The organism is Hyphomicrobiales bacterium, assembly GCA_016125495.1.
GTDB lineage: Bacteria > Pseudomonadota > Alphaproteobacteria > Rhizobiales > RI-29 > RI-29.
Window position 1 is genome coordinate 142,528 of sequence record WGLQ01000015.1, and the last position, 18,243, is coordinate 160,770.

Annotated in this window: 10 protein-coding genes and 2 rRNA genes; 4 read left to right on the top strand and 8 right to left on the bottom strand. The window is 67.5% G+C overall.

From position 1 onward, the window contains the following. Nucleotides 1-165: 165 nt before the first annotated feature. On the bottom strand, nt 166-789 hold the full coding sequence (locus GC150_12930) for a hypothetical protein (GenBank protein MBI1385806.1): 624 nt from the start codon (nt 787-789) through the stop codon (nt 166-168). A 1,427-nt stretch (nt 790-2,216) separates the two neighbouring features. On the opposite strand from GC150_12930, the gene GC150_12935 reads away from it, so the two are divergent. Further along, nucleotides 2,217-2,933 (top strand): aspartate/glutamate racemase family protein, encoded by a 717-nt coding sequence (locus GC150_12935; protein MBI1385807.1) that lies wholly within the window; start codon nt 2,217-2,219, stop codon nt 2,931-2,933. A 118-nt stretch (nt 2,934-3,051) separates the two neighbouring features. Here GC150_12935 and tas read toward each other — a convergent pair whose 3' ends face one another. Beyond that, the gene (gene tas, locus GC150_12940; protein MBI1385808.1) at nt 3,052-4,173 is read right to left on the bottom strand and encodes an NADP(H)-dependent aldo-keto reductase; all 1,122 of its coding nucleotides are present in this window, start codon (nt 4,171-4,173) and stop codon (nt 3,052-3,054) included. On the opposite strand from tas, the gene GC150_12945 reads away from it, so the two are divergent. The 3 genes from GC150_12945 to GC150_12955 all read left to right on the top strand — a co-directional run bounded on the left by GC150_12945 (nt 4,107) and on the right by GC150_12955 (nt 8,182). Then, nucleotides 4,107-4,532 (top strand): hypothetical protein, encoded by a 426-nt coding sequence (locus GC150_12945; protein ID MBI1385809.1) that lies wholly within the window; start codon nt 4,107-4,109, stop codon nt 4,530-4,532. The genes tas and GC150_12945 overlap by 67 nt on opposite strands. 160 nt (nt 4,533-4,692) lie before the next feature. Then, complete coding sequence (locus tag GC150_12950) at nt 4,693-6,141, top strand: aldehyde dehydrogenase family protein (protein MBI1385810.1); 1,449 nt, start codon at nt 4,693-4,695, stop codon at nt 6,139-6,141. Nucleotides 6,142-6,178: 37 nt separating this feature from the next. Further along, the gene (locus GC150_12955; GenBank protein ID MBI1385811.1) at nt 6,179-8,182 is read left to right on the top strand and encodes an FAD-dependent oxidoreductase; all 2,004 of its coding nucleotides are present in this window, start codon (nt 6,179-6,181) and stop codon (nt 8,180-8,182) included. Between the two features lie 469 nt (nt 8,183-8,651). Here GC150_12955 and GC150_12960 read toward each other — a convergent pair whose 3' ends face one another. From GC150_12960 to GC150_12985, 6 genes are all read right to left on the bottom strand, one after another. Next, complete coding sequence (locus tag GC150_12960) at nt 8,652-11,843, bottom strand: SUMF1/EgtB/PvdO family nonheme iron enzyme (GenBank protein MBI1385812.1); 3,192 nt, start codon at nt 11,841-11,843, stop codon at nt 8,652-8,654. A 1,183-nt stretch (nt 11,844-13,026) separates the two neighbouring features. Continuing rightward, a complete protein-coding gene (locus tag GC150_12965) occupies nt 13,027-15,063 on the bottom strand; it encodes an SUMF1/EgtB/PvdO family nonheme iron enzyme (GenBank protein ID MBI1385813.1) in 2,037 nt (678 codons plus the stop codon). Nucleotides 15,064-15,147: 84 nt separating this feature from the next. Beyond that, entirely contained in the window at nt 15,148-16,794 is a 1,647-nt protein-coding gene (locus GC150_12970; GenBank protein ID MBI1385814.1) for a trypsin-like serine protease, read from the bottom strand. Beyond that, nucleotides 16,772-17,047: a hypothetical protein gene (locus tag GC150_12975; protein ID MBI1385815.1), complete on the bottom strand. Its 276-nt coding sequence runs from the start codon at nt 17,045-17,047 to the stop codon at nt 16,772-16,774. Before GC150_12975 ends, GC150_12970 begins: the two co-directional genes overlap by 23 nt. Nucleotides 17,048-17,625: 578 nt before the next feature. After that, nucleotides 17,626-17,740, bottom strand: a 5S ribosomal RNA gene (gene rrf, locus GC150_12980). A gap of 100 nt (nt 17,741-17,840) precedes the next feature. After that, nucleotides 17,841-18,243 (bottom strand): 23S ribosomal RNA (locus GC150_12985); the annotation flags it as partial.

The window sequence follows — 18,243 nt, forward strand, 5'->3', positions numbered from 1 at the left end:
CTCCAATCAGTGGGCATATGCAACGGAGTAATACTGTTTCGAGCTTTGTCTCATCCTCGCCACACACCATTCAGGGGTCCCGCAACTTGCCCGATCGGACCCCAGATTCGCGCGCGGCTGGCCCCCCTGGGCAGCCTCCCCCCACCAGCCGGCCGCCCGCCGAATTCATTGGCAGATCACCAACACGCAGGCCACGAGGTCCTTCTGATTCTTCGTGTTCGTCTTCCTCAGGCAGCTGTTGACGTGCCCCCGGACGGTGGCGCCCTGGCGCCCCGAGCTGGCCGCGATGCTGTTGATCGTCTCCCCCATGGCGAGCGCGAGGGCGGTCTTGGCCTCCTCCAGCGTGAACTTGAAGGCCGTCCTCAGGCACGCGATCAATTCGTCGGAGGGAAGCTGGCGGAGCCAACCGCCGGTACGCAGCGTCACTATGTGATAGCCGTCGGCTTCGGGGACGGCACCGCCCTCCGCCTCCAGGATCAACCTGCGCGCCACGAGGAAGGCCAGATCGTCCTCGCCGAGATCGACAGGCTCGATGGACCGTCCCTCCGCCCGACCGCAGTCCCGGTGTCGCTCCACGAGCGCACGAACGCAGTCGTCCAAACGGGCACTTCGGCCCGGCGGGACCGTCGCACGCGGGGCGAGCACTTCGCCCAGGCGCTCGGCGCCGGTGAGATTGGAGGCGATGATCGAGCCATCCCAGTTCACGATGAAGGCCGGGAACGTCTGATGGCCGAGGGCGCAACGCATCAGGTCGACGACGTTGTCGGTGGGGGCGTCGGAATCGTACATTCTCATCTTGATCGGTCCCATGGAAGCGGGTGGCGTCGGGGCGGCATTCTTCGTTCTGTTACAAGAGATTTAAGGCGAGACACACCCTCCATTTGAACGTGGGAGATTATCTATTTGCCATCGGTGCCCCACCGAACGGCGCGGTATCGTTCCGGCACACTTCGTCCTTCGAAAATGTCGATGGACACGTGCACACCCGGTGTTCCTGTTGCACCGCAACAAACCAATGGTGGCGGCAGCAGCGCGCCCTTCCATAACAACAGCGACACTCCGGTTTCCTGCGGCGACAACAATGCTATGCGAGACCTGCAACCCAGTATGAACCGAACCGGTCTGCTAATTTGCCGACGATGGCGACCTCGTTTCGAGGTCCCGACCCGACGTCACAAAAAACCAATCCGCACACGGATCGCTCCGTGTTCGAACCAGAAATGTCGTAGCCCCCGCATATGGAGCCGCGTCACCGGGCTTCATGCCCGAAGCGCCGCTCGGGTCTCCGCCATCATGTCGCGCTCATGGTCGCGCGGCGGAGTGTTGACCAATACGTCAATCGTGATCTAGGTATTCAGGCGGAACAAATCTCACCCCACCGTCTCGTCGCCTCGCGACGCCGCCCGGGAGCACGTGGTGCTCGAACCGGCCAAGCCAGCCTGCGAGGGGAAAATACCTCTAAGGAGCAATAACGGCTGAAATGTGATCATTTCAGGCGGATATACCATCGAGGTCTCTGCGACAGGCGCTCTCCAACCGTGAACTCGTACATAACAACTCACGTCGTTTGGCAACCCGCCCCAAGGGCGCATCGTCCCGTTTGGCGCCCCACCTTTACGCAAACGTCATACCATGCCAGCTGTCACTGCCACGAGCGCGGCACACTGTTTGGCAGGGCCTGCGCCGTACTCCACTCATTCGCTCGATCGGGTCTGCAGCGGTCCTTCCTGTACCGTCTGGTTGGGTAGCCTGACAAAGCCTGCCCATTCCTCACATACCGACCGGAAGGGATAGCATCGCCACCCGATGGAAAACTCAACGGCGCCCGTGCCATACAAGACGCGGCTACATGACAGCCATGTGACAGTCCTGCGGCAAACCTATTTTGCCCATCATTAGTTCAATAGATTCATTCTGCGTCCGAACCCCAGCAACCGGCATGCTCGAGTGGGCCAGCCGACGAGGCGGCGGACGCACTCGTCCCGCCTTTCCGCCAGTTCCCGAAGCGCCTCCATGCGCGCGGTCCGCGGCCCATCGAGAAGAGGCGGTTGCGGAACTCGCGGCCGCGGTTGACGATGGGCGACGAGAGGCTGCGATGGGTGCTCATGACGGGCGCTCGTGGTGACCGCCAGCATGCTCGGTGATGATCGAGGGGCGCGCACGCCGGAGGGCGGGGCGCGGCCAGAGGTGGAACAGCGAGTTGAGGGTAGGGTGCGATGACGGTGGCGCGTGGTGGCAAGTCGATCTACGGGGCGAGCGTCGGCGTGCTGATGCTCGATGCCCGCTTTCCGCGCATCGTCGGGGATATGGGGAACGCGCTCACCTGGCCGTTTCCCGTCCACTACAGGATCGTGCGTGGCGCGACCCCCGAACGCGCCGTCGCGGGTGGTGCGGACGGACTGCTCGCACCGTTCATCGCGGCTGCGAGGCAGCTCCAGTCGGACGGGGTCGACGGGATCACGACGAACTGCGGTTTTCTTTCCCTCTATCAGGACGAGTTGCGCGGCGCGCTCGACATCCCGGTCGCGACGTCGAGCCTCATGCAGGTGCCGGCTATCGCGGCGACGCTGCCCCGTGGCCGGCATGTCTCGATCCTCACCATTTCGGCCGCGAGCCTGACGCCGGCGCACCTCGAAGCGGCCGGAGTTCCGCCGGGAACGCCTGTGGTCGGGACGGAGCAGGGGGAGGAATTCACGCGCGTCATCCTCGGCGATGAACCGCTGTTGGACGTCGCCAAGGCCCGCGCCGACATGCTCGTGGCCGGGCGCAGCCTCATGGCGCAGCACCCGGCGACCGGTGCCATCTTGCTCGAGTGCACGAACATGGTGCCCTACGCGGCCGACCTCGCAGAGGACCTCGGGGTGCCGGTCTTTTCGATCTACTCCTTCATCGTCTGGTTCCAGGCCGGGCTGCGACCGCGCCGCTTCCCTTGAGGGGCGTCGGCGGCTGGCGCCCGAGACGAAAAAGGGCCGCGCACCGAGCCTAGCGCGCGGCCCGGTCGATGTCGCGCGTGATCGCACGGGTCGGTCGGACAGCCCCTCCCGGCTCCCCTCAGAGTCCCTGGCGGACGTCCTTGATGAAGCCCGGGCTGATGGCGCGGGCAGCCTTGTTGGGGTTCGGGCAGCGCATGTGTTGCTGCTCGATCTCCTCGAGGGCGGGCTCGGGGATGACGACGTCCTTGGCCGCGATGCACGCCGCGAGCTGCGGCATCGTGGTGGCGCCGATGATCGTCGAGGTGACGTATTCGCGCGAATAGACCCAGCCGAGGGCGAGCTCCGTCAGCGTCAGGCCGTGGCGCGCGGCGATCTTGGCGTACTCGCGGGCGGCCCAGCGGGTCGGCTCGGAGTGGTAGCGCGGCTGGAAGGTCGGCCAGACGGTGTGGCGCGAGCGCGGCGGGATGGCGTCGAGATATTTTCCCGTCAACGTGCCGCCACAGAGCGCGCCGTAGACGAGAAAGCCGATATCGAGGTTGCGCGGCGCGCAGGCCTCTGCCAGCTCCGGCTCGAAGGTGCGGTCGGTCAGGGAAAAATCGTTCTGCAGTGAGACCGGCAACGGTGCCCCCATCGCGCGCGCCGTCTCGTGAAAGCGGCACAGCCCGTAGGTGGTTTCGTTCGAAAGCCCCCAGGCGCGGATTTTTCCTTCCCGGTGGAGGTCGGCGAGGGCGCCGACCTGCTCCTCGAAGGAGATGACGTCGGTCTGCTCCTTGGCGCGATCGTAGCGGAAGGCGCCGAACATGGTGCCGACGTAGCGCTCCGGCCAGTGCAGTTCGATGAGGTCCATGTAGTCGGTCTGCAGGCGCAGGAGCGAGGTCTCGACGGCGCGACGGATGGAGACGGCATCCATCCGCGTGATGGCGGCCGGCATCGGCGGCACGCGGCGCGGCGGGATCCAGGTCTTGGGCGACGGGCCGGTGACCTTGCCGAAGATGACGACCTTGTCGCGCTGGCGGCGCTTCAGCCAGGTGCCGACGATCTCCTCGCTGCGGCCCTGCGTCTCGGCACGCGTCGGCACGGCGTACATCTCGGCGGTGTCCATGCAGTTGACGCCGAGGTCGAAGGCATAGTCGAGTTGCTCGTGCGCCTCGGCTTCCGTGTTCTGCTCGCCCCATGTCATGGTGCCAAGGCAGACCTCGGACACCTCGAGGTCGCTCGAGCCAAGCTTGCGGTATTTCATTTCGCTCCACCCCAGTAATGACCGAAGGGAGCCTACCCATGATCTACGAGTTGCGCCAGTACGTGATCAAGCCCGGCCGCATGGCGGACTGCCACCGCATGTTCCGAGAGGTCATCATCCCGACCTTCGAGGCGCACGGCATCCGTTCGATCGCCTATTGGGAGCCGGCCGAGCCGGACGGGCGGACGTTCATCTACATGGTGGCCTTCGAGAACGCGGAGGCACGGGCCAAGGCCTGGCCGGCCTTCATCTCCGATCCGCGCTGGCAGGGCGAGAAGGCATCCTGGACCGATGGCGCACCGTACGAGTCGACGTCGGCCACGGTGCTGGCGCCGACGGCCTATTCGGCGGTGATCTGATCGCTCGACGCCAACAGCGGGCCCGGCGTGCGGGTGGCCCCGCTTGCGTACCGTCGGCGCCATCGATACACCGATGGGCATCGGGCCGGAACCGCCCGGCGGCCGCACGCACGGGCATGCCGGACGAGGCGGCGCAGCGCCAACCAGATGGGATCGCACCATGCTCGACAAGAGACAATTCTACATTGACGGTCAATGGGTTGCCCCGATCGCCGCGCGCGATCTCGAGGTCATCGATCCGGCCAGCGAGGAAGCCTTCGCCGTGATCTCGCTCGGCGGTCAGGCCGACGTCGACCGGGCCGTCGCCGCGGCCAAACGCGCCTTTGAAGGCTGGAGCCGGACATCGAAGAGCGAGCGCATCGCTCTCATCCGCAAGCTCGCGGATATCTACGAGAAGCACTACGAGGAGATGGCACAGACCATCTCGCGCGAGATGGGGGCACCGATCACGCTCTCGCGCTCGGCCCAGGCGCGCACCGGCAGCACGCACATTCAGGCCTTCCTGCGCGTGCTCGAGGGCTTCCACTTCGAGGAGCCACTGCGCGACGACGCGCGGTCCGAGCACATCATCTATCAGCCGGTCGGCGTCTGCGGCCTCATCACGCCGTGGAACTGGCCGATGAACCAGGTGACGCTCAAGGTGATCCCGGCACTCGGCGCGGGCTGCACGGTGGTGCTGAAGCCATCCGAGATCGCCCCGCTCAATGCCATGCTGTTTGCCCGCATGGTGGACGAGGCGGGCTTTCCGAAGGGCGTCTTCAACCTCGTCAACGGCGACGGGCCGGGCGTCGGCCAGGCGCTCGCCGCCCATCCGGACGTTGCCATGATGTCGCTCACGGGATCGGCGCGGGCCGGCATCGCGGTGACCAAGACGGCGGCCGATACGATCAAGCGCGTCGCGCTCGAACTCGGCGGCAAGGGCGCCAACATCGTCTTTGCCGACAGCAACCCCGAGGCCTCCGTCAAGCGTGGCGCCATCCACTGCTTCAACAACACCGGCCAGTCGTGCAACGCGCCGACGCGCATGCTCGTCGAGCGCTCCGTCTATGCCGACGCCATCCGCATCGCGGCCGAGACGGCCGAGAAAACGCGGGTCGGGGAGCCGTCACAGGAGGGCGGGCATATCGGGCCGCTCGTTTCGGCGGCACAGTTCGAGAAGGTGCAGCGGCTGATCCAGGTCGGCATCGACGAGGGCGCACGCCTCGTTGCCGGCGGCGTCGGACGACCCGAGGGCTTCAACCGCGGCTATTTCGTCCGCCCGACGGTGTTCGCGGACGTGAACCAGTCCATGACCATCCAGCGCGAGGAGAGTTTCGGCCCCGTGCTGACGCTGATGCCGTTCGACAGCGAGGAGGAGGCGATCGCGATCGCCAACGACACCTCCTATGGCCTCACCAACTACGTCCAGAGCGGTGACCAGGCGCGCGCGCAGCGCATCGCCCGGCAAATGCGCACCGGCATGGTGGTGATGAACGGGGCGGCGCGGCCGGGCGGCAGCCCGTTCGGCGGCATGCGCCAATCCGGCAACGGGCGCGAAGGCGGTCGCTGGGGTCTCGAGGAGTATCTCGAGGTGCAGGCGGTGACCGGCTGGGACGAGAGCATCGGCTGATCCCCGGGAACGAACGGGCAGGGAGAGGAATGCGGTCATGAGCGAAACGTTCCAGACCCTCCTCTCCCCGATCGATCTCAGGCACAGGACGCTCTCGAGCCGGGTCGTCTTCGGCCCGCACACCGTCAACATGAGCCACGAGGGGCTGCCGGGCGACCGCCACTTCGGCTATTACCGTGAACGGGCGCGCGGCGGGGCGGCGATGATCGTGGTCGAGCCGGTGCCGGTGCACCGCACGGCCATCCTGACGCGGGGGAATTTCCTTCCCGAGAACGACGAAATCATCCCCCACTTCCGGCGGATCACCGAGGCCTGCCACGAGCACGGCACGACCATGATCCACCAGCTCTATCACGTCGGCGGGCATGGTGATCAGGACAACTCCTGGGCGCCCTACTGGTCGCCATCGGGGCTACCGTCATTGCACGATCCCTGGGGCAGCCGCGCGATGCGCGAAGCCGAGATCGAGGAGACGATCGAGGCCTTCGTCGCCGCCGCACGCAGGGCAAAGGAGGCCGGCTTCGACGGCGTCGAGGTCTATGCGGCCTACAATTGTCTCACCGACCAGTTCTGGTCGCCGCTGACCAACCGGCGCACCGACCGCTGGGGCGGCAGTCTCGAAAACCGCATGCGCTTTTCCGTGGAAGTGCTGGAGCGCATCCGCCGCATGGCGGGCGATGATTTCATCGTCGGGATGACGGTCTCGGGCGCCGAACCGATGCCGGGCGGCCTTTCTCTCGCCGACAAGCAGGAGATCATCTCCAGGCTCGATGATCGCGGGCTCGTCGATTATGTCTCCTGCGGCACGGGCAGTTATCTGCACGACTTCTCCAAGATCGTGCCGAGCTTCCAGTTCGAGATGAAGCTCGGGGCGTCCGATGCCGCCGCCTTCAAGGCGGTGGTCAAGAATGCGCTGGTGACGGCGGAATCGCGCATCAAGACGCCCCGCAACGCCGAGGCGATCCTTGCGGGTGGGCAATCGGATCTCGTCTCCATCGTGCGCGGGCAGATCGCCGAGCCGCACTGGACGCGCAAGGTCCGCGAGGGGCAGGCGGAGGATATCCGACCCTGCATCTCCTGCAATCAGCTCTGCATCGGGCGGCGGCTGCGCGACTACTGGGCGAGCTGCCTCGTCAATCCCTCCGTCGCGCGCGAGCATGAATGGGACGGCGACATCCCGACACGGGCCGCGCACCCGCGCGAGGTGCTCGTCGTCGGTGGCGGGCCGGCCGGGCTCGAGGCGGCGCGCGTTGCGGCCGAGCGCGGACACCGCGTGCATCTCGTCGAGCGCACGGGCGAACTCGGCGGCCAGTTTCGCCTCGCGGCAGGCCAGCCGGAGCGCGGCGAGATCGGGGAATTGCTCAACTGGTACCGCACGCAGCTCGAAAAGTTGCAGGTGCGCGTTTCGCTCCGCCGCGAGATGAGCGCCGAGGACATCCGGGCCTCGGGCGCCGACGTCGTCGTCCTCGCCACGGGATCGCGCCCGACGCGCACGGGCTTTCAGCGTCACTACATGGGGCGCGAGACATTGCCGGGCGCCGAGCAGGCGAATGTCTCGACCGTGCACGACGTGCTCGAGGGCACCGTCGTGCCCGGCACCAACGTTCTCCTCCTCGACGACATCGATGGATGGTGGCCGGCGACCGGCACCGCTCTCCACCTCGCCAGGCAGCGCCACATGGTGACGATCGTCACCGCCTCCGAAAAGGCCGCCGCCAAGCTCGACCCCAGCCTCACCGGCGATATCGCCCGCGCCCGCCTGATGCAGCACGGCGTCGAGGTCATCCTCGCCACGGCGCTCGAGAAATGGGAAGGAAACACCGCGACGCTGGTCAACCTCTATACGGGAGACACCGAGACACGGGAGTTCGATTCCCTCGTGCTCGCCTCGACGAATACGCCGGACGACGCCCTGCAGGATGCGCTGTCGGGGGAGGGGAGCATGGCAGGGATGGAAATACACGCCATCGGTGACACCGTCTCGGCGCGCACGGCGCACATGGCGATCTACGAGGCCCGCGCGCTGGCGCTGCGGATCTGAACGGGGCGGGCGGGATCGAGCGGTGGTGCCTGACGCGTCCCGGCGCAGGTGGGCAGGGTGCGCCGCACATCCGGGACCCAGGAGAAGAGCCCGCAGGGCCGTGATTGCGGAGGGGGCGGCGCCCGTGGCCCTCGGCCCCGGACAAGGCTGCGCCTTTCCGAGGCACGTGGAGTGGGTGTCGGCTCTCACGGCTCCCGGGCGCGGTGCAGGGCGCAGCCGTGCGCCGCAGAACCGGGACCGCCCTCGTTGTGCTCCCTTCCTCGCGACCCCGGACCAGCGGTGCACCACTCACGTGCTGCACCGCATCCGGGGATCGTGAGGGTAGCGCGCCGCATCCGGGAACCGTGAGGGGGCGCGCCGCCGGTCCTGGACAGAACTACCGCGACAACGACCGAGCCACCGGAACGGCGGGGCGGCAATGACGGCAACTCGGCCGCCGGCCGTCGAGGCAGCAGCCTCGGCTCCCCGATCAGTCGAGATCGCGGGCAACGCGCAGGCCCGTGCTGTTGCTTCCCCTGCTTCCTTGGCGGCCGTAGCCGCACGTGTGCGATGCCACGTCCCCGGCTCCATCCCACCAGGAGCCGCCGCAGGCCTTGCGCCAATGGCACGCCTCTCCGCCAAGCGCCGACCCATCAGCCGGAAGTTGCAGGTCCTTGTCCGCCGCATAGCCTTGGAAGCAATCCTCGACCCACTCCTTGACGTTGCCGAGCATGTCGTGAAGACCGAATGCGTTGGCGGGGTAGGAGCCGACCTCGAAGGTTTGGCCAGCTTCCGAGGTCGAGCCAGCCACGCGGCTGACGTTGGCATGCGATTTGTCGAGCAGGACGCCGTGCGGTGTCCGCGTCGTCGTCCCCGCGCGGGTCGCGTACTCGAATTCTCCCTGGCTCAGGAGCCGGCACCGTCTCGACGTGCGCTCGGAGAGCCAGGCGAGGAATTCCTTGGCCTCGTCCCAGGAGATCTTGATGACGGGGCGGCGTCCATATCCCCAGCCGAAGCCGTCCGGCTTCTTGTTCGACTGGCATCCGCCGGCAGCCGCGCAGGCCAGCCATTCCTCGAACGTGACCTCATAGCGGCCGACCGCGAACGGGCGCGCGATCGTGATCTCCCGGGGCGTTCCACTCCCCTGCATATAGCTCCCCGCCGGCAGCACCACCATCTCGGGGCATTCCGGGCAGTCGCGGAAGCGGCTGCCGGGGGTGAGATGCGCATCGCGGCCGCCGACGGGCGCGGCGGGAGCAATATTGGCGGGCGGCGCGCCCGCCGGCGACTGATCGCGGCAGACGGGATTTGCCACCGTCCGCAGGTGATCGAGGATGAAGGTCTCCGGGCGCGGCTCGAAATACGTCCCCGTCAGATCACGGTAGCGGGTCAATGCCGCCGTGCTGGTCGGGCCCCAGATGCCGTCCGGGGCGCCCGGCGCGCAGCCGAGCCGCTCGAGTTCGACCTGAATGGCGAGCGCCAGGGCACGGCCAGCGAGCGCGGCCTCGGCCTGCGGCTCCTTCTGCTTCTGACTGATTTCGAACCCATCCGCCGCCGGCGCGACCGCCACCGGTGCCGCTGCCTCAGGCTCCTCGCTCGGCCGCTCCGCGGCGATCGCCGGCACCGGGAAGTTGGTGAAGTCGGTGGGCGTGCCGGTGCCGAAGACCGACTTGATCCCTGCGAGGGCCACCGGCCCGATCACGCCGTCGATGGGACCGGAATAGACGCCGCGCGCCGCCAGCAACCGTTGCAGGCCGGCCGCCGCCTCCTTCTCCCAGCTGTTGCTCTCGGAGGCTCGGAGCACATTCGGATCCCCGGCGAGTACGGCAAGGAAGAGACCGCCTCCGCCCTCGAGGGTCCGTAGCTCCGGGCGCTCCAGCAGCGCAAGCTGCCACATGCCCATCGGCGAGCCGGCATCGGCTGCCTTGCGATACCAGTCCTTGGCTTCGTGATCGGGGACGATGTTGCCCATTTTCAGCATTGCATCGACGAGGCCGGCATTGGCCGCCATCACGTACCAGCGCCGTGCCTCGGCCGGTGTTTCCGCGTACGGCACACCATTCCTTATGGACTGGACGTCGGCGCGGTGGCGATAGAACTGCCCAAGCTCATACATGCCCCACGGCTCGCCGGCATTTGCCGCCTTACGGTACCAAGCCAGAGCGGCGGCCTCGTCCGTGTCGACGCCGCGCCCTTCGAGATACTTGTTGCCGAGATTGACCATGGCGATCGGTTCGCCGGCCTCGGCGGCCTCGGTGTAGAGGCGGACCGCCTCCTCGTGCTGCTCGGCCTTGTCAAATACGCGCCCCAGCCAAGTCTTCAACCGCGCAGCGTCCTGATACCTAGCGAGAGCGATACCACATTCGGTGTGTGCAGACGCGGCGTCGAGCATCTCGAACTCCACGCCCTTGATGCCCAGCCGGCGGGCGGCGAGGCTGCCCGGCCGCGCGGCGGCCTCATCGCAGCTGGTGAGCGCCGGCTCGGCGGGCCGGCTGGTGCCGAAGAGGCTCTCCCACCAGGACTTCGAGGGCGCGTCGGGGCCTGGCGCCGGTAGCGCGGGCGCTGGCGCCGTGGCCGGTGGGGTGAGCGCGGCGGTTTCGGTCGGCTCTGCCTCTTGTGCCGCCGGGAGCTCGGACCGGGGCGGGTCCGGCGTCACCGCCGCATCGAGAGCCGCGAGGCGCTGCCTCGCGCGGTAGGCCCAGAGCGGGGCCGGGCCTTCGAACTGTGCGATATAGGCCTCGATCAGGCCGCGATCGGTGGTCGTCTCGATGGCGTGGGTCTGCCAGAGCCGCTCGGCTTCGCTCTCGTTGGGCGAGGGAACGGCCGCCGGTGGCGCAACGGCGGCCTGTGGCTCGGCCGGGCCGGCGAGGTAGATTTCCCCGAGGCCCGCGAAGGTCAGCCAAGGCTCCTGGCCGATGGCGCGCTGGACGCGCAACTGCACACGGCGGAACATGGCGACCGCCTCGACGCCGGGCGCCGCGATCTCCTCGGCGAGGGCCCGCGCATAGGGGCCCGCCCCCTCGCCCCGGTCCGAGGCGATCTCGCCCTCGGCGGTGGCGTAGGCGATCAGCATGCCGCGAACCTCGCGCACCGGCACGAAGCCCTTGGCGCCGATCACCGATTTACCGTCGGGCGTGGTGAGGCGCAGGTCGTTGCGGCAGGCGTCGAAGACGACGAAGTGCGTCGCGGCGGCGGCCTGGCGGCGCAGTTTCTCGGTGATGTCGTCGAGCGGCACCGTCTCGGCCCAGAGATCGCTGCTGTCGACCGTCGTCGCGTCCACGGGAATGAGGTGGTTGGTGCGGCTGGCCGGGTTCTGGGCGCCGTGGCCGGAGTAATAAAAGAGGCCGACGGCCCCCTTGCCGGCCGCTGCGAGGCGGCTGGCGTGGCGGTTGACGGCACGCGTGATCTCGCCGAGGCGGGCGTCGCGCACGACCTCGACCGAAAAGCCGAGGCCGGTGAGGGTCGCTTCGAGCAAGGCGACGTCGTTGTGGGGGTTGGTGAGCTTCGAGATCGGCCCGGAATAGCCGGCGTTGCCGATCAGCAGCGCGATGCGGGGGACGGTCGCCGCGCCATCGCTGGAGGCGGGCGCGGTGCCGGAGGTCTGGCCGAGCGCCAAGCCGGCCGCACCCGCGAGCGCGACGCCAACCGACATGACGAGCCCGGCAACCCAAGACCACCGCATCGGCGCAATGCCCAAGAAGTTGCAGAGGTGAACACAGCATATCGCGGCAGCCGGCCGCAGCGCAATCGGGTCGAGCGATGGCGGCCGGCGGCGTTTGGCGCCCCCTTCATGGCGACCCCGGACCAGCGGAGCACCACTCACGTGCTGCACCGCATCCGGGGATCGTGATCGGAGCCGCACCGCATCCGGGGGTCGTGAGGGTAGCGCACCGCATTCGGGGATCGTAACTCACGGCTCCCGGACGCACTGCGGCGTGGAGCGCAGCGCAATGCCGCTGTGCTGATCCGGGACCGGGTTCGTTCTGCTCCCTTCATGGCGACCCCGGACCAGCAGCGCGTCATTGCATGCCGCGCAGCATCCGGGGATCGTGAGGGTAGCGCACCGCGTCGGGGATCGTCACACCACGGCTCCCGGATGCACTGCGGCGTGGAGCGTAGCGCAATGCCGCTGTGCTGATCCGGGACCGCCCTCGTTCTGCTCCCTTCCCCGCGACCCCGGATCAGCAGCGCGTCATTGCATGCCGCGCCGCATCCGGGGATCGCAATTCACGCGTCCCGGAGCAGGCGGGCAAAGCCCGCCGCACATCCGGGACCCAGGAGGGAAGGCCGAAGGGCCGTTCGACTGGAGGGTGCGGCGCCCGTGGCCCTGGGCCCCGGACAAGGCTGCGCCTTTCCGGGGCACGTGGAGTGGCTGTCCGCTCTCACGGCTCCCGGGCGCGGTGCAGGGCGCAGCCGTGCGCCGCAGAACCGGGACCGCCCTCGTTATGCTCCCTTCATGGCGACCCCGGATCAGCAGCGCGTCAGTGCCTGCCGCGCCGCATCCGGGGATCGTGAGGGTGGTGCGCCGCATCGGGGATCGTGACATCACGGCTCCCGGGCGCGGTGCAGGGCGCAGCCGTGCGCCGCAGACCCGGGACCGCCCGCGTTGTGCTCCCTTCACTGCGACCCCGGATCAGCAGCGCGTCATTGCATGCCGCGCCGCATCCGGGGATCGTGAGGGTGTGGCGTGCATGTAGGGGGCCGTATCCGGGGCGCGTCGAAAATTCCTTTTTTCTGCGACTCGCCTTCGGCGAGGAGGGATTCACAGACGCACGCGAGTCGGATATAAAAAACCATGGCGCAAGTCGATGGCTCCGAGACGTAAGGAGGAAAAGAAGCAGGAGGTAAAAGCGTCCTGGGCAGAACTACCGCGACAACGACCGAGCCACCCGGAAGCCGAAGAGGCTGTTCCGGTTGTCCGGCCCGTTCCTGAGGCGGTTGGCGGAGCGCAGGACCCCCGGAAGGTAGTTCCAGGAACCGCCGCGGACCACACGGAGGCTTGTATCGCCATCCTTCGTCCAGGCCGAGCCGTCCGTCGGGGCGCCGTTGTAGTTTTCGTGCCAGGGATCCTCGACCCACTCCCAGACGTTGCCGTGCATGTCGTGGAGGCCGAAGGCGTTGCCGGGAAAGCTGCCGACCTCGACGGTTTTCTCGCGATAGGCTCCCTTGCGGCCGGAGCCGTAGGTATAGTTGCCGTCGTAATTCGCCTGATCGGTCGAAATCGTCGCGCCGAACGAGAACGGTGTCGTCGTGCCACCGCGCGCCGCATATTCCCACTCGGCTTCGCTCAGCAGCCGGTAGGCCCCGCCCCCCGAGAGCCCCAGCGTCCTGTTGAGCCAGGGAAGATATTCGTTCTCGATGTCGTCCCACGAGACGTTCATCACCGGCCGCTGGCCGCGTCCCCAGTTCTCGTCGCTGGGTTTGTGTTTGCAGCCCTTGGCCGCGACGCACGCGTCCCACTGCGCGAACGTCACCTCGAACTTACCCACCGCGAACGGCTGGCGAAGCGTAACCCGACGCTGCGGGCCTTCGTCGGCGTTGCGTCCCTCCTCGCTCTCGGGAGAGCCCATCATGAAACTCCCCGCCGGAACGACCACCATCAGGGGGCAGTCGGGGCAATCGCGAAACGTCTCGCCCGGCTGATAGCGCTCGGCGGGGCAGACGGTTCCGGTCTGCCCTTCCAGCTGGCGCAGCAGGGCAAGGCTCGGCCCGCCTCCGCTGCCCACCTCGGCAACGCGCGCGTGCTCGCGCCAGCGCGCCAGAGCCCCGGCGCTCGCCGGTCCCCAGAGGCCATCCGGCTCACCGGGCCGGCAGCCGAGACGGGCCAATTCGCGCTGCACCGCCAGCGCCAGCTCGCGCCCCTGCGGGCCGGCGGGCTCGGATGGCGCCGACGGAGCCGGTTGCGCCGGCGTCCCGGCCGAAGGCGCTGGCGCCGCCGGTGCTGGCGCCGCCGGTGCTTCGAGAGCCGCGAGGCGCTGCCTCGCGCGGTAGGCCCAGAGCGGGGCCGGGCCTTCGAACTGGGCGATATAGGCCTCGATCAGGCCGCGATCGGTGGTCGTCTCGATGGCATGGGTCTGCCAGAGCCGCTCGGCCTCGCTCCCGTTGGGCAACCCCGCCGGAGCCGCCTCGGCACGCCCGGCGAATTGCAATCGCTCGCGCCGGCGGATGCCGTCGAGGGTCCAGGGCTCCTGGTCGTTGCCGGTCGCATCGAGCACGCGCAGGCGCACATTGTGGAACATGATGAGGTCCGACTGGCCCGGCACCACCAGTTCGGCCGCGAGCGCGGCGGCATAGGGGCCGCTGCCATCGCCCCGGTCCGAAGCGGTCCTGCCCGGTGCGGCAGCAAATGCGATGAGCGCGCCCGAGCGCTGCTGCACCGGCAGGAAGCCCTTACCGCCGCGATCGCCCCGCAGTTCGTTGCGGCAGGCATCGAGCACCAGATAGTGCGCTGCCCGTGGCGCCTCGGTGCGCAGGATGTCGAGGATTTCGCTCTGCCTGACGCCCGACACACGCAACAGCCGGGTCGAGGGCTCGGGGACGTCGGTCGGGATGATGTAGTTCTCGCCGTCCGAAGCGATGCCGTGGCCCGAATAATAGAGGAAGCCCGTTGCATTCGGCCCGGCCGCGGCAAGACGCGCGGCAAAATCGTTGACCGCGAGGAGGATCGTTACGCGCGTGCCGTCGCGCACCGGTTCGAGCACCTCGAAGCCGACCTTGCGCAGGGCCTCGCCGACGATCCGGATGTCGTTGTGCGGATTGCGCAGCGCGCCGACGCCCGGCTGGTAGTCCTGATTGGCGATCAAGAGAGCGAAACGTGGGCCGCTCGCCTCGGCACGCGCCGGTGCCGCGCCGAAGATGGCGACCGCCAGAGTGAGCAGGAAGCGCACCAGAATCGACCGCATCGCCTCCAACCCGCACGAGCAACTGAACAACGATAGCGGCCGCACGCCGTTCGATCAATCGGCCCCGCGAACCGCCTGCCTCCCTCAGCGCGCGACGATCTCGTATTCGACGACGGCATAGCCCCAGGCTTTGACCGCTTCTCCGGAGGCGCCCGAACGGGCCTCGAACCAGGCCTTGATCTGGGCCAGCAGGTTCATGAAATAGCTCGTGCGCTGGCGCGGCACGAAGCCCTTGGCGAGCGTTGCCGGATCGCCGACGCTGAGGCCGATGGGAAAATCCTCCGGTACCACGATGGCGACGAGATGGCCCTTGCCGGTCGGCTCGGCGGCCTCGAAGAAATCGGTGCCGTAGGCCGGGCCGGGGATGCGGATGGTCTCGCCCGCCGCGAGCGCGCCGACCGTCTCCGGCCGGTCGAACTGGTTCGGAAAGAGCTGGAGGACCGTTCCCTCTGCATTGATGTCGATGAGAATGAGACGGCCCGCGATGTCGGTTGCGATCTCGAAGGCGATCTCGTCACCGATCCGGATCGGCCGGCGCCCGACGATGGCGAGCCGTGCACGGTCGCGGGCGGACGCGAGCAGCGCGTCGAGGTCGCCCAGGATCTGCCCGACGGAGGCCGCGCCGTGGCCGCGCCCGGCGGATTGCGCGACGAGGCCGCCGACATGCCGCGCGATCCAGGGCGCGAAGTGGGAGACGCGGGTGTAGACGCCGTAGCGGCCGGCCAAGGCGCAGCCCGCCCCCCAACTGACGATGCCGACCTGGAACGGGCAGCCGCTGGCGTCGAGCGCCATCAGCGGGCCGCCGCTATCGCCCTGGCAGCTGTCGCGACCACCCTGCTCGAGCCCCGCGCAGATCTGGCCGGGACCGATCGCGAACCCAGGATAGGCGGCCGCACAGCGATCACCAGAGACCAGTGGCAGCGGCGCTTCGAGCAGCACCGGAGAACCGGCCCAGAATTGGGTTCCGTCGCGGTGGGGGTGGCTCGTGTAGTTGCCGCCGGAGGGGTCGTGTGCGGTGACACCGAAGCCGGCGACATAGCCGCGGGGGTCGTCGGCCGCAACGGGGTCGCTGGTGGGATGGAGCGAGAGTGTCGCCGGCGTTTGGCCCGGCGCCGACTCGAGCCGGATCAGGGCGATGTCGTTGCCGTGGTGCGAGACGAGCCCCTCGCGATAACCTTCGTGGACGATGATGCGCTCGATGCGGCGGACCTGGTCGGGCGCGACGGATCGCAGGTCCACCACGCCGCCGACCGCCTCCACCACCGCGCCATCGCCATCGCGCCAGGCGCCGTCGCGCTCGGTGATCCCCTCGAAACAGTGGGCCGCCGATACGATCCAGCCCGGTGCGATCAGCGAACCGCCGCAGAAATAAGCAACGGCTCCATCCGAGGGGCGGTTCGTGCGAAAGGCGACGAGCGCGGGCCAATGGTCGAGCCGGGCATCGCGGCCGCCGACGACCTTTTCGTCACCGCCACGCCGGCCGGGGCAACTTTCGGCGCCGGCAACGCCCACAAGAGCGGTCGTGACCGCGAGGCAAAGGCCGGGAATGGCCGACCACCGTGCGCTCCATTTCATGACAGGCCCAACCTCGTTCCAATCCGCTCGTGATGCCGCGCGCGCATCATAGCCGTTCGCACGATGGCCGAATTCAGGTCGAAGTCGGATGCGTCGCGGTCGGGTGCGGGCCGGGTCGGGGCAGGGCGCCGGATCACCGGTCGGAGCGCCAAGCATCGAGCGGAACACCGTAAAGTCGCAGGGCGGACTGCCGGGCCTCCTCGAGCGATTCGTGGTCACTGTCCTGCAGCACGTCCCAGTCGCGACCACACGCAAAGCGATAGATGGTTTCCGAGCGCTCGTAAGCGCAGATCGCCAGGGCGTGTACAGCGATGGTCGATCCATCGTCACCAATTCGACCGATCGGCCTCTCCGAGAAATACCACGCGAGGACGATTGCTCCATCGAGAAGCGCGGGTGCCGCAGACATGGCGAATACCGTACCGAAGCGAATGACTGGGCCAAAGCCGGGCGGTGTGCGCTGTCGCACTCCGCCAGTGCTGCGCATTTCATAGGCGGACCCGACGACGCGGCTCGAGATCGAACGTCTTGGGATCACGTTGCGATCACCGATGCGAGCGCCCGTGCCCGTGCCCGGGTCGGACGCCAGCTTCGGGAGGTAAAAGCGAAAAGGTCAACGTCACCAGCACACGATCGCATGCCAGTGTCAAACGTCATCCGGAACCGCCCAGCACGTATCGCCTCACGTGACCATGTTACCGAGAGCTGGTGAACCGGACACCGCGCAGGCAAAAATCCAAAGTGCGAAGAATTCGGGTCACGACCACGGCGCGAGCCGTCGCGGCGCAGCCTTCAATCAATTGTGCGACGGGGTGCGCCTGTCATTGACCTTGCCAGACCGACGCGGCCGCCAAAGAGCCACTTCGGCAATGCGTCATCCTGAACGTCGTTCAGGATGACGCAACAAAAAACCGCCCCTCGTGGTGAGGAGCGGTTTTTCGAATTCGAAGAGGAGAAACGATATGATCGACGTCATGGGCTCGGTATGCCTGGCAACGACCTACTCTCCCGCAGGCATTCCTGCAGTACCATCAGCGCTGGAGCATTTCACGGCCGAGTTCGGGATGGGATCGGGTGCAGCCACTCCGCCATAGTCACCAGGCAGACGGAGCCCATACCGTCGATTTATCACACGGGGTTTGCCTAACACCCGCGCCTTCTGGTCTTACACACGACGGCGATGGCCATCGTGAGCATTGCTTAATGAGAATGATCAAGCCGTTCGAGCTATTAGTACTGGTTAGCTTCACATGTTACCATGCTTTCACACCCAGCCTATCGACGTGGTGGTCTTCCACGACTCTCAAGGGAGAGCTTGTTTTGAGGGGGGTTTCCCGCTTAGATGCCTTCAGCGGTTATCCCGTCCGCACATAGCTACCCTGCTGTGCCGCTGGCGCGACAACAGGTCCACCAGTGGTGCGTCCACCCCGGTCCTCTCGTACTAGGGGCAGATCCTCTCAACTCTCCGACACCCACGGCAGATAGGGACCGAACTGTCTCACGACGTTCTAAACCCAGCTCACGTACCACTTTAATCGGCGAACAGCCGAACCCTTGGGACCTGCTCCAGCCCCAGGATGTGATGAGCCGACATCGAGGTGCCAA

Excerpts from the sequence above, each read along its gene's own strand:
- GC150_12930 (MBI1385806.1), bottom strand. The coding sequence starts at position 789 with ATGTACGATTCCGACGCCCCCACCGACAACGTCGTCGACCTGATGCGT.
- GC150_12935 (MBI1385807.1), top strand. The coding sequence starts at position 2,217 with ATGACGGTGGCGCGTGGTGGCAAGTCGATCTACGGGGCGAGCGTCGGC.
- GC150_12945 (MBI1385809.1), top strand. The coding sequence starts at position 4,107 with ATGTCATGGTGCCAAGGCAGACCTCGGACACCTCGAGGTCGCTCGAGC.
- tas (MBI1385808.1), bottom strand. The coding sequence starts at position 4,173 with ATGAAATACCGCAAGCTTGGCTCGAGCGACCTCGAGGTGTCCGAGGTC.
- GC150_12950 (MBI1385810.1), top strand. The coding sequence starts at position 4,693 with ATGCTCGACAAGAGACAATTCTACATTGACGGTCAATGGGTTGCCCCG.
- GC150_12955 (MBI1385811.1), top strand. The coding sequence starts at position 6,179 with ATGAGCGAAACGTTCCAGACCCTCCTCTCCCCGATCGATCTCAGGCAC.
- GC150_12960 (MBI1385812.1), bottom strand. The coding sequence starts at position 11,843 with ATGCGGTGGTCTTGGGTTGCCGGGCTCGTCATGTCGGTTGGCGTCGCG.
- GC150_12965 (MBI1385813.1), bottom strand. The coding sequence starts at position 15,063 with ATGCGGTCGATTCTGGTGCGCTTCCTGCTCACTCTGGCGGTCGCCATC.
- GC150_12970 (MBI1385814.1), bottom strand. The coding sequence starts at position 16,794 with ATGCTTGGCGCTCCGACCGGTGATCCGGCGCCCTGCCCCGACCCGGCC.
- GC150_12975 (MBI1385815.1), bottom strand. The coding sequence starts at position 17,047 with ATGTCTGCGGCACCCGCGCTTCTCGATGGAGCAATCGTCCTCGCGTGG.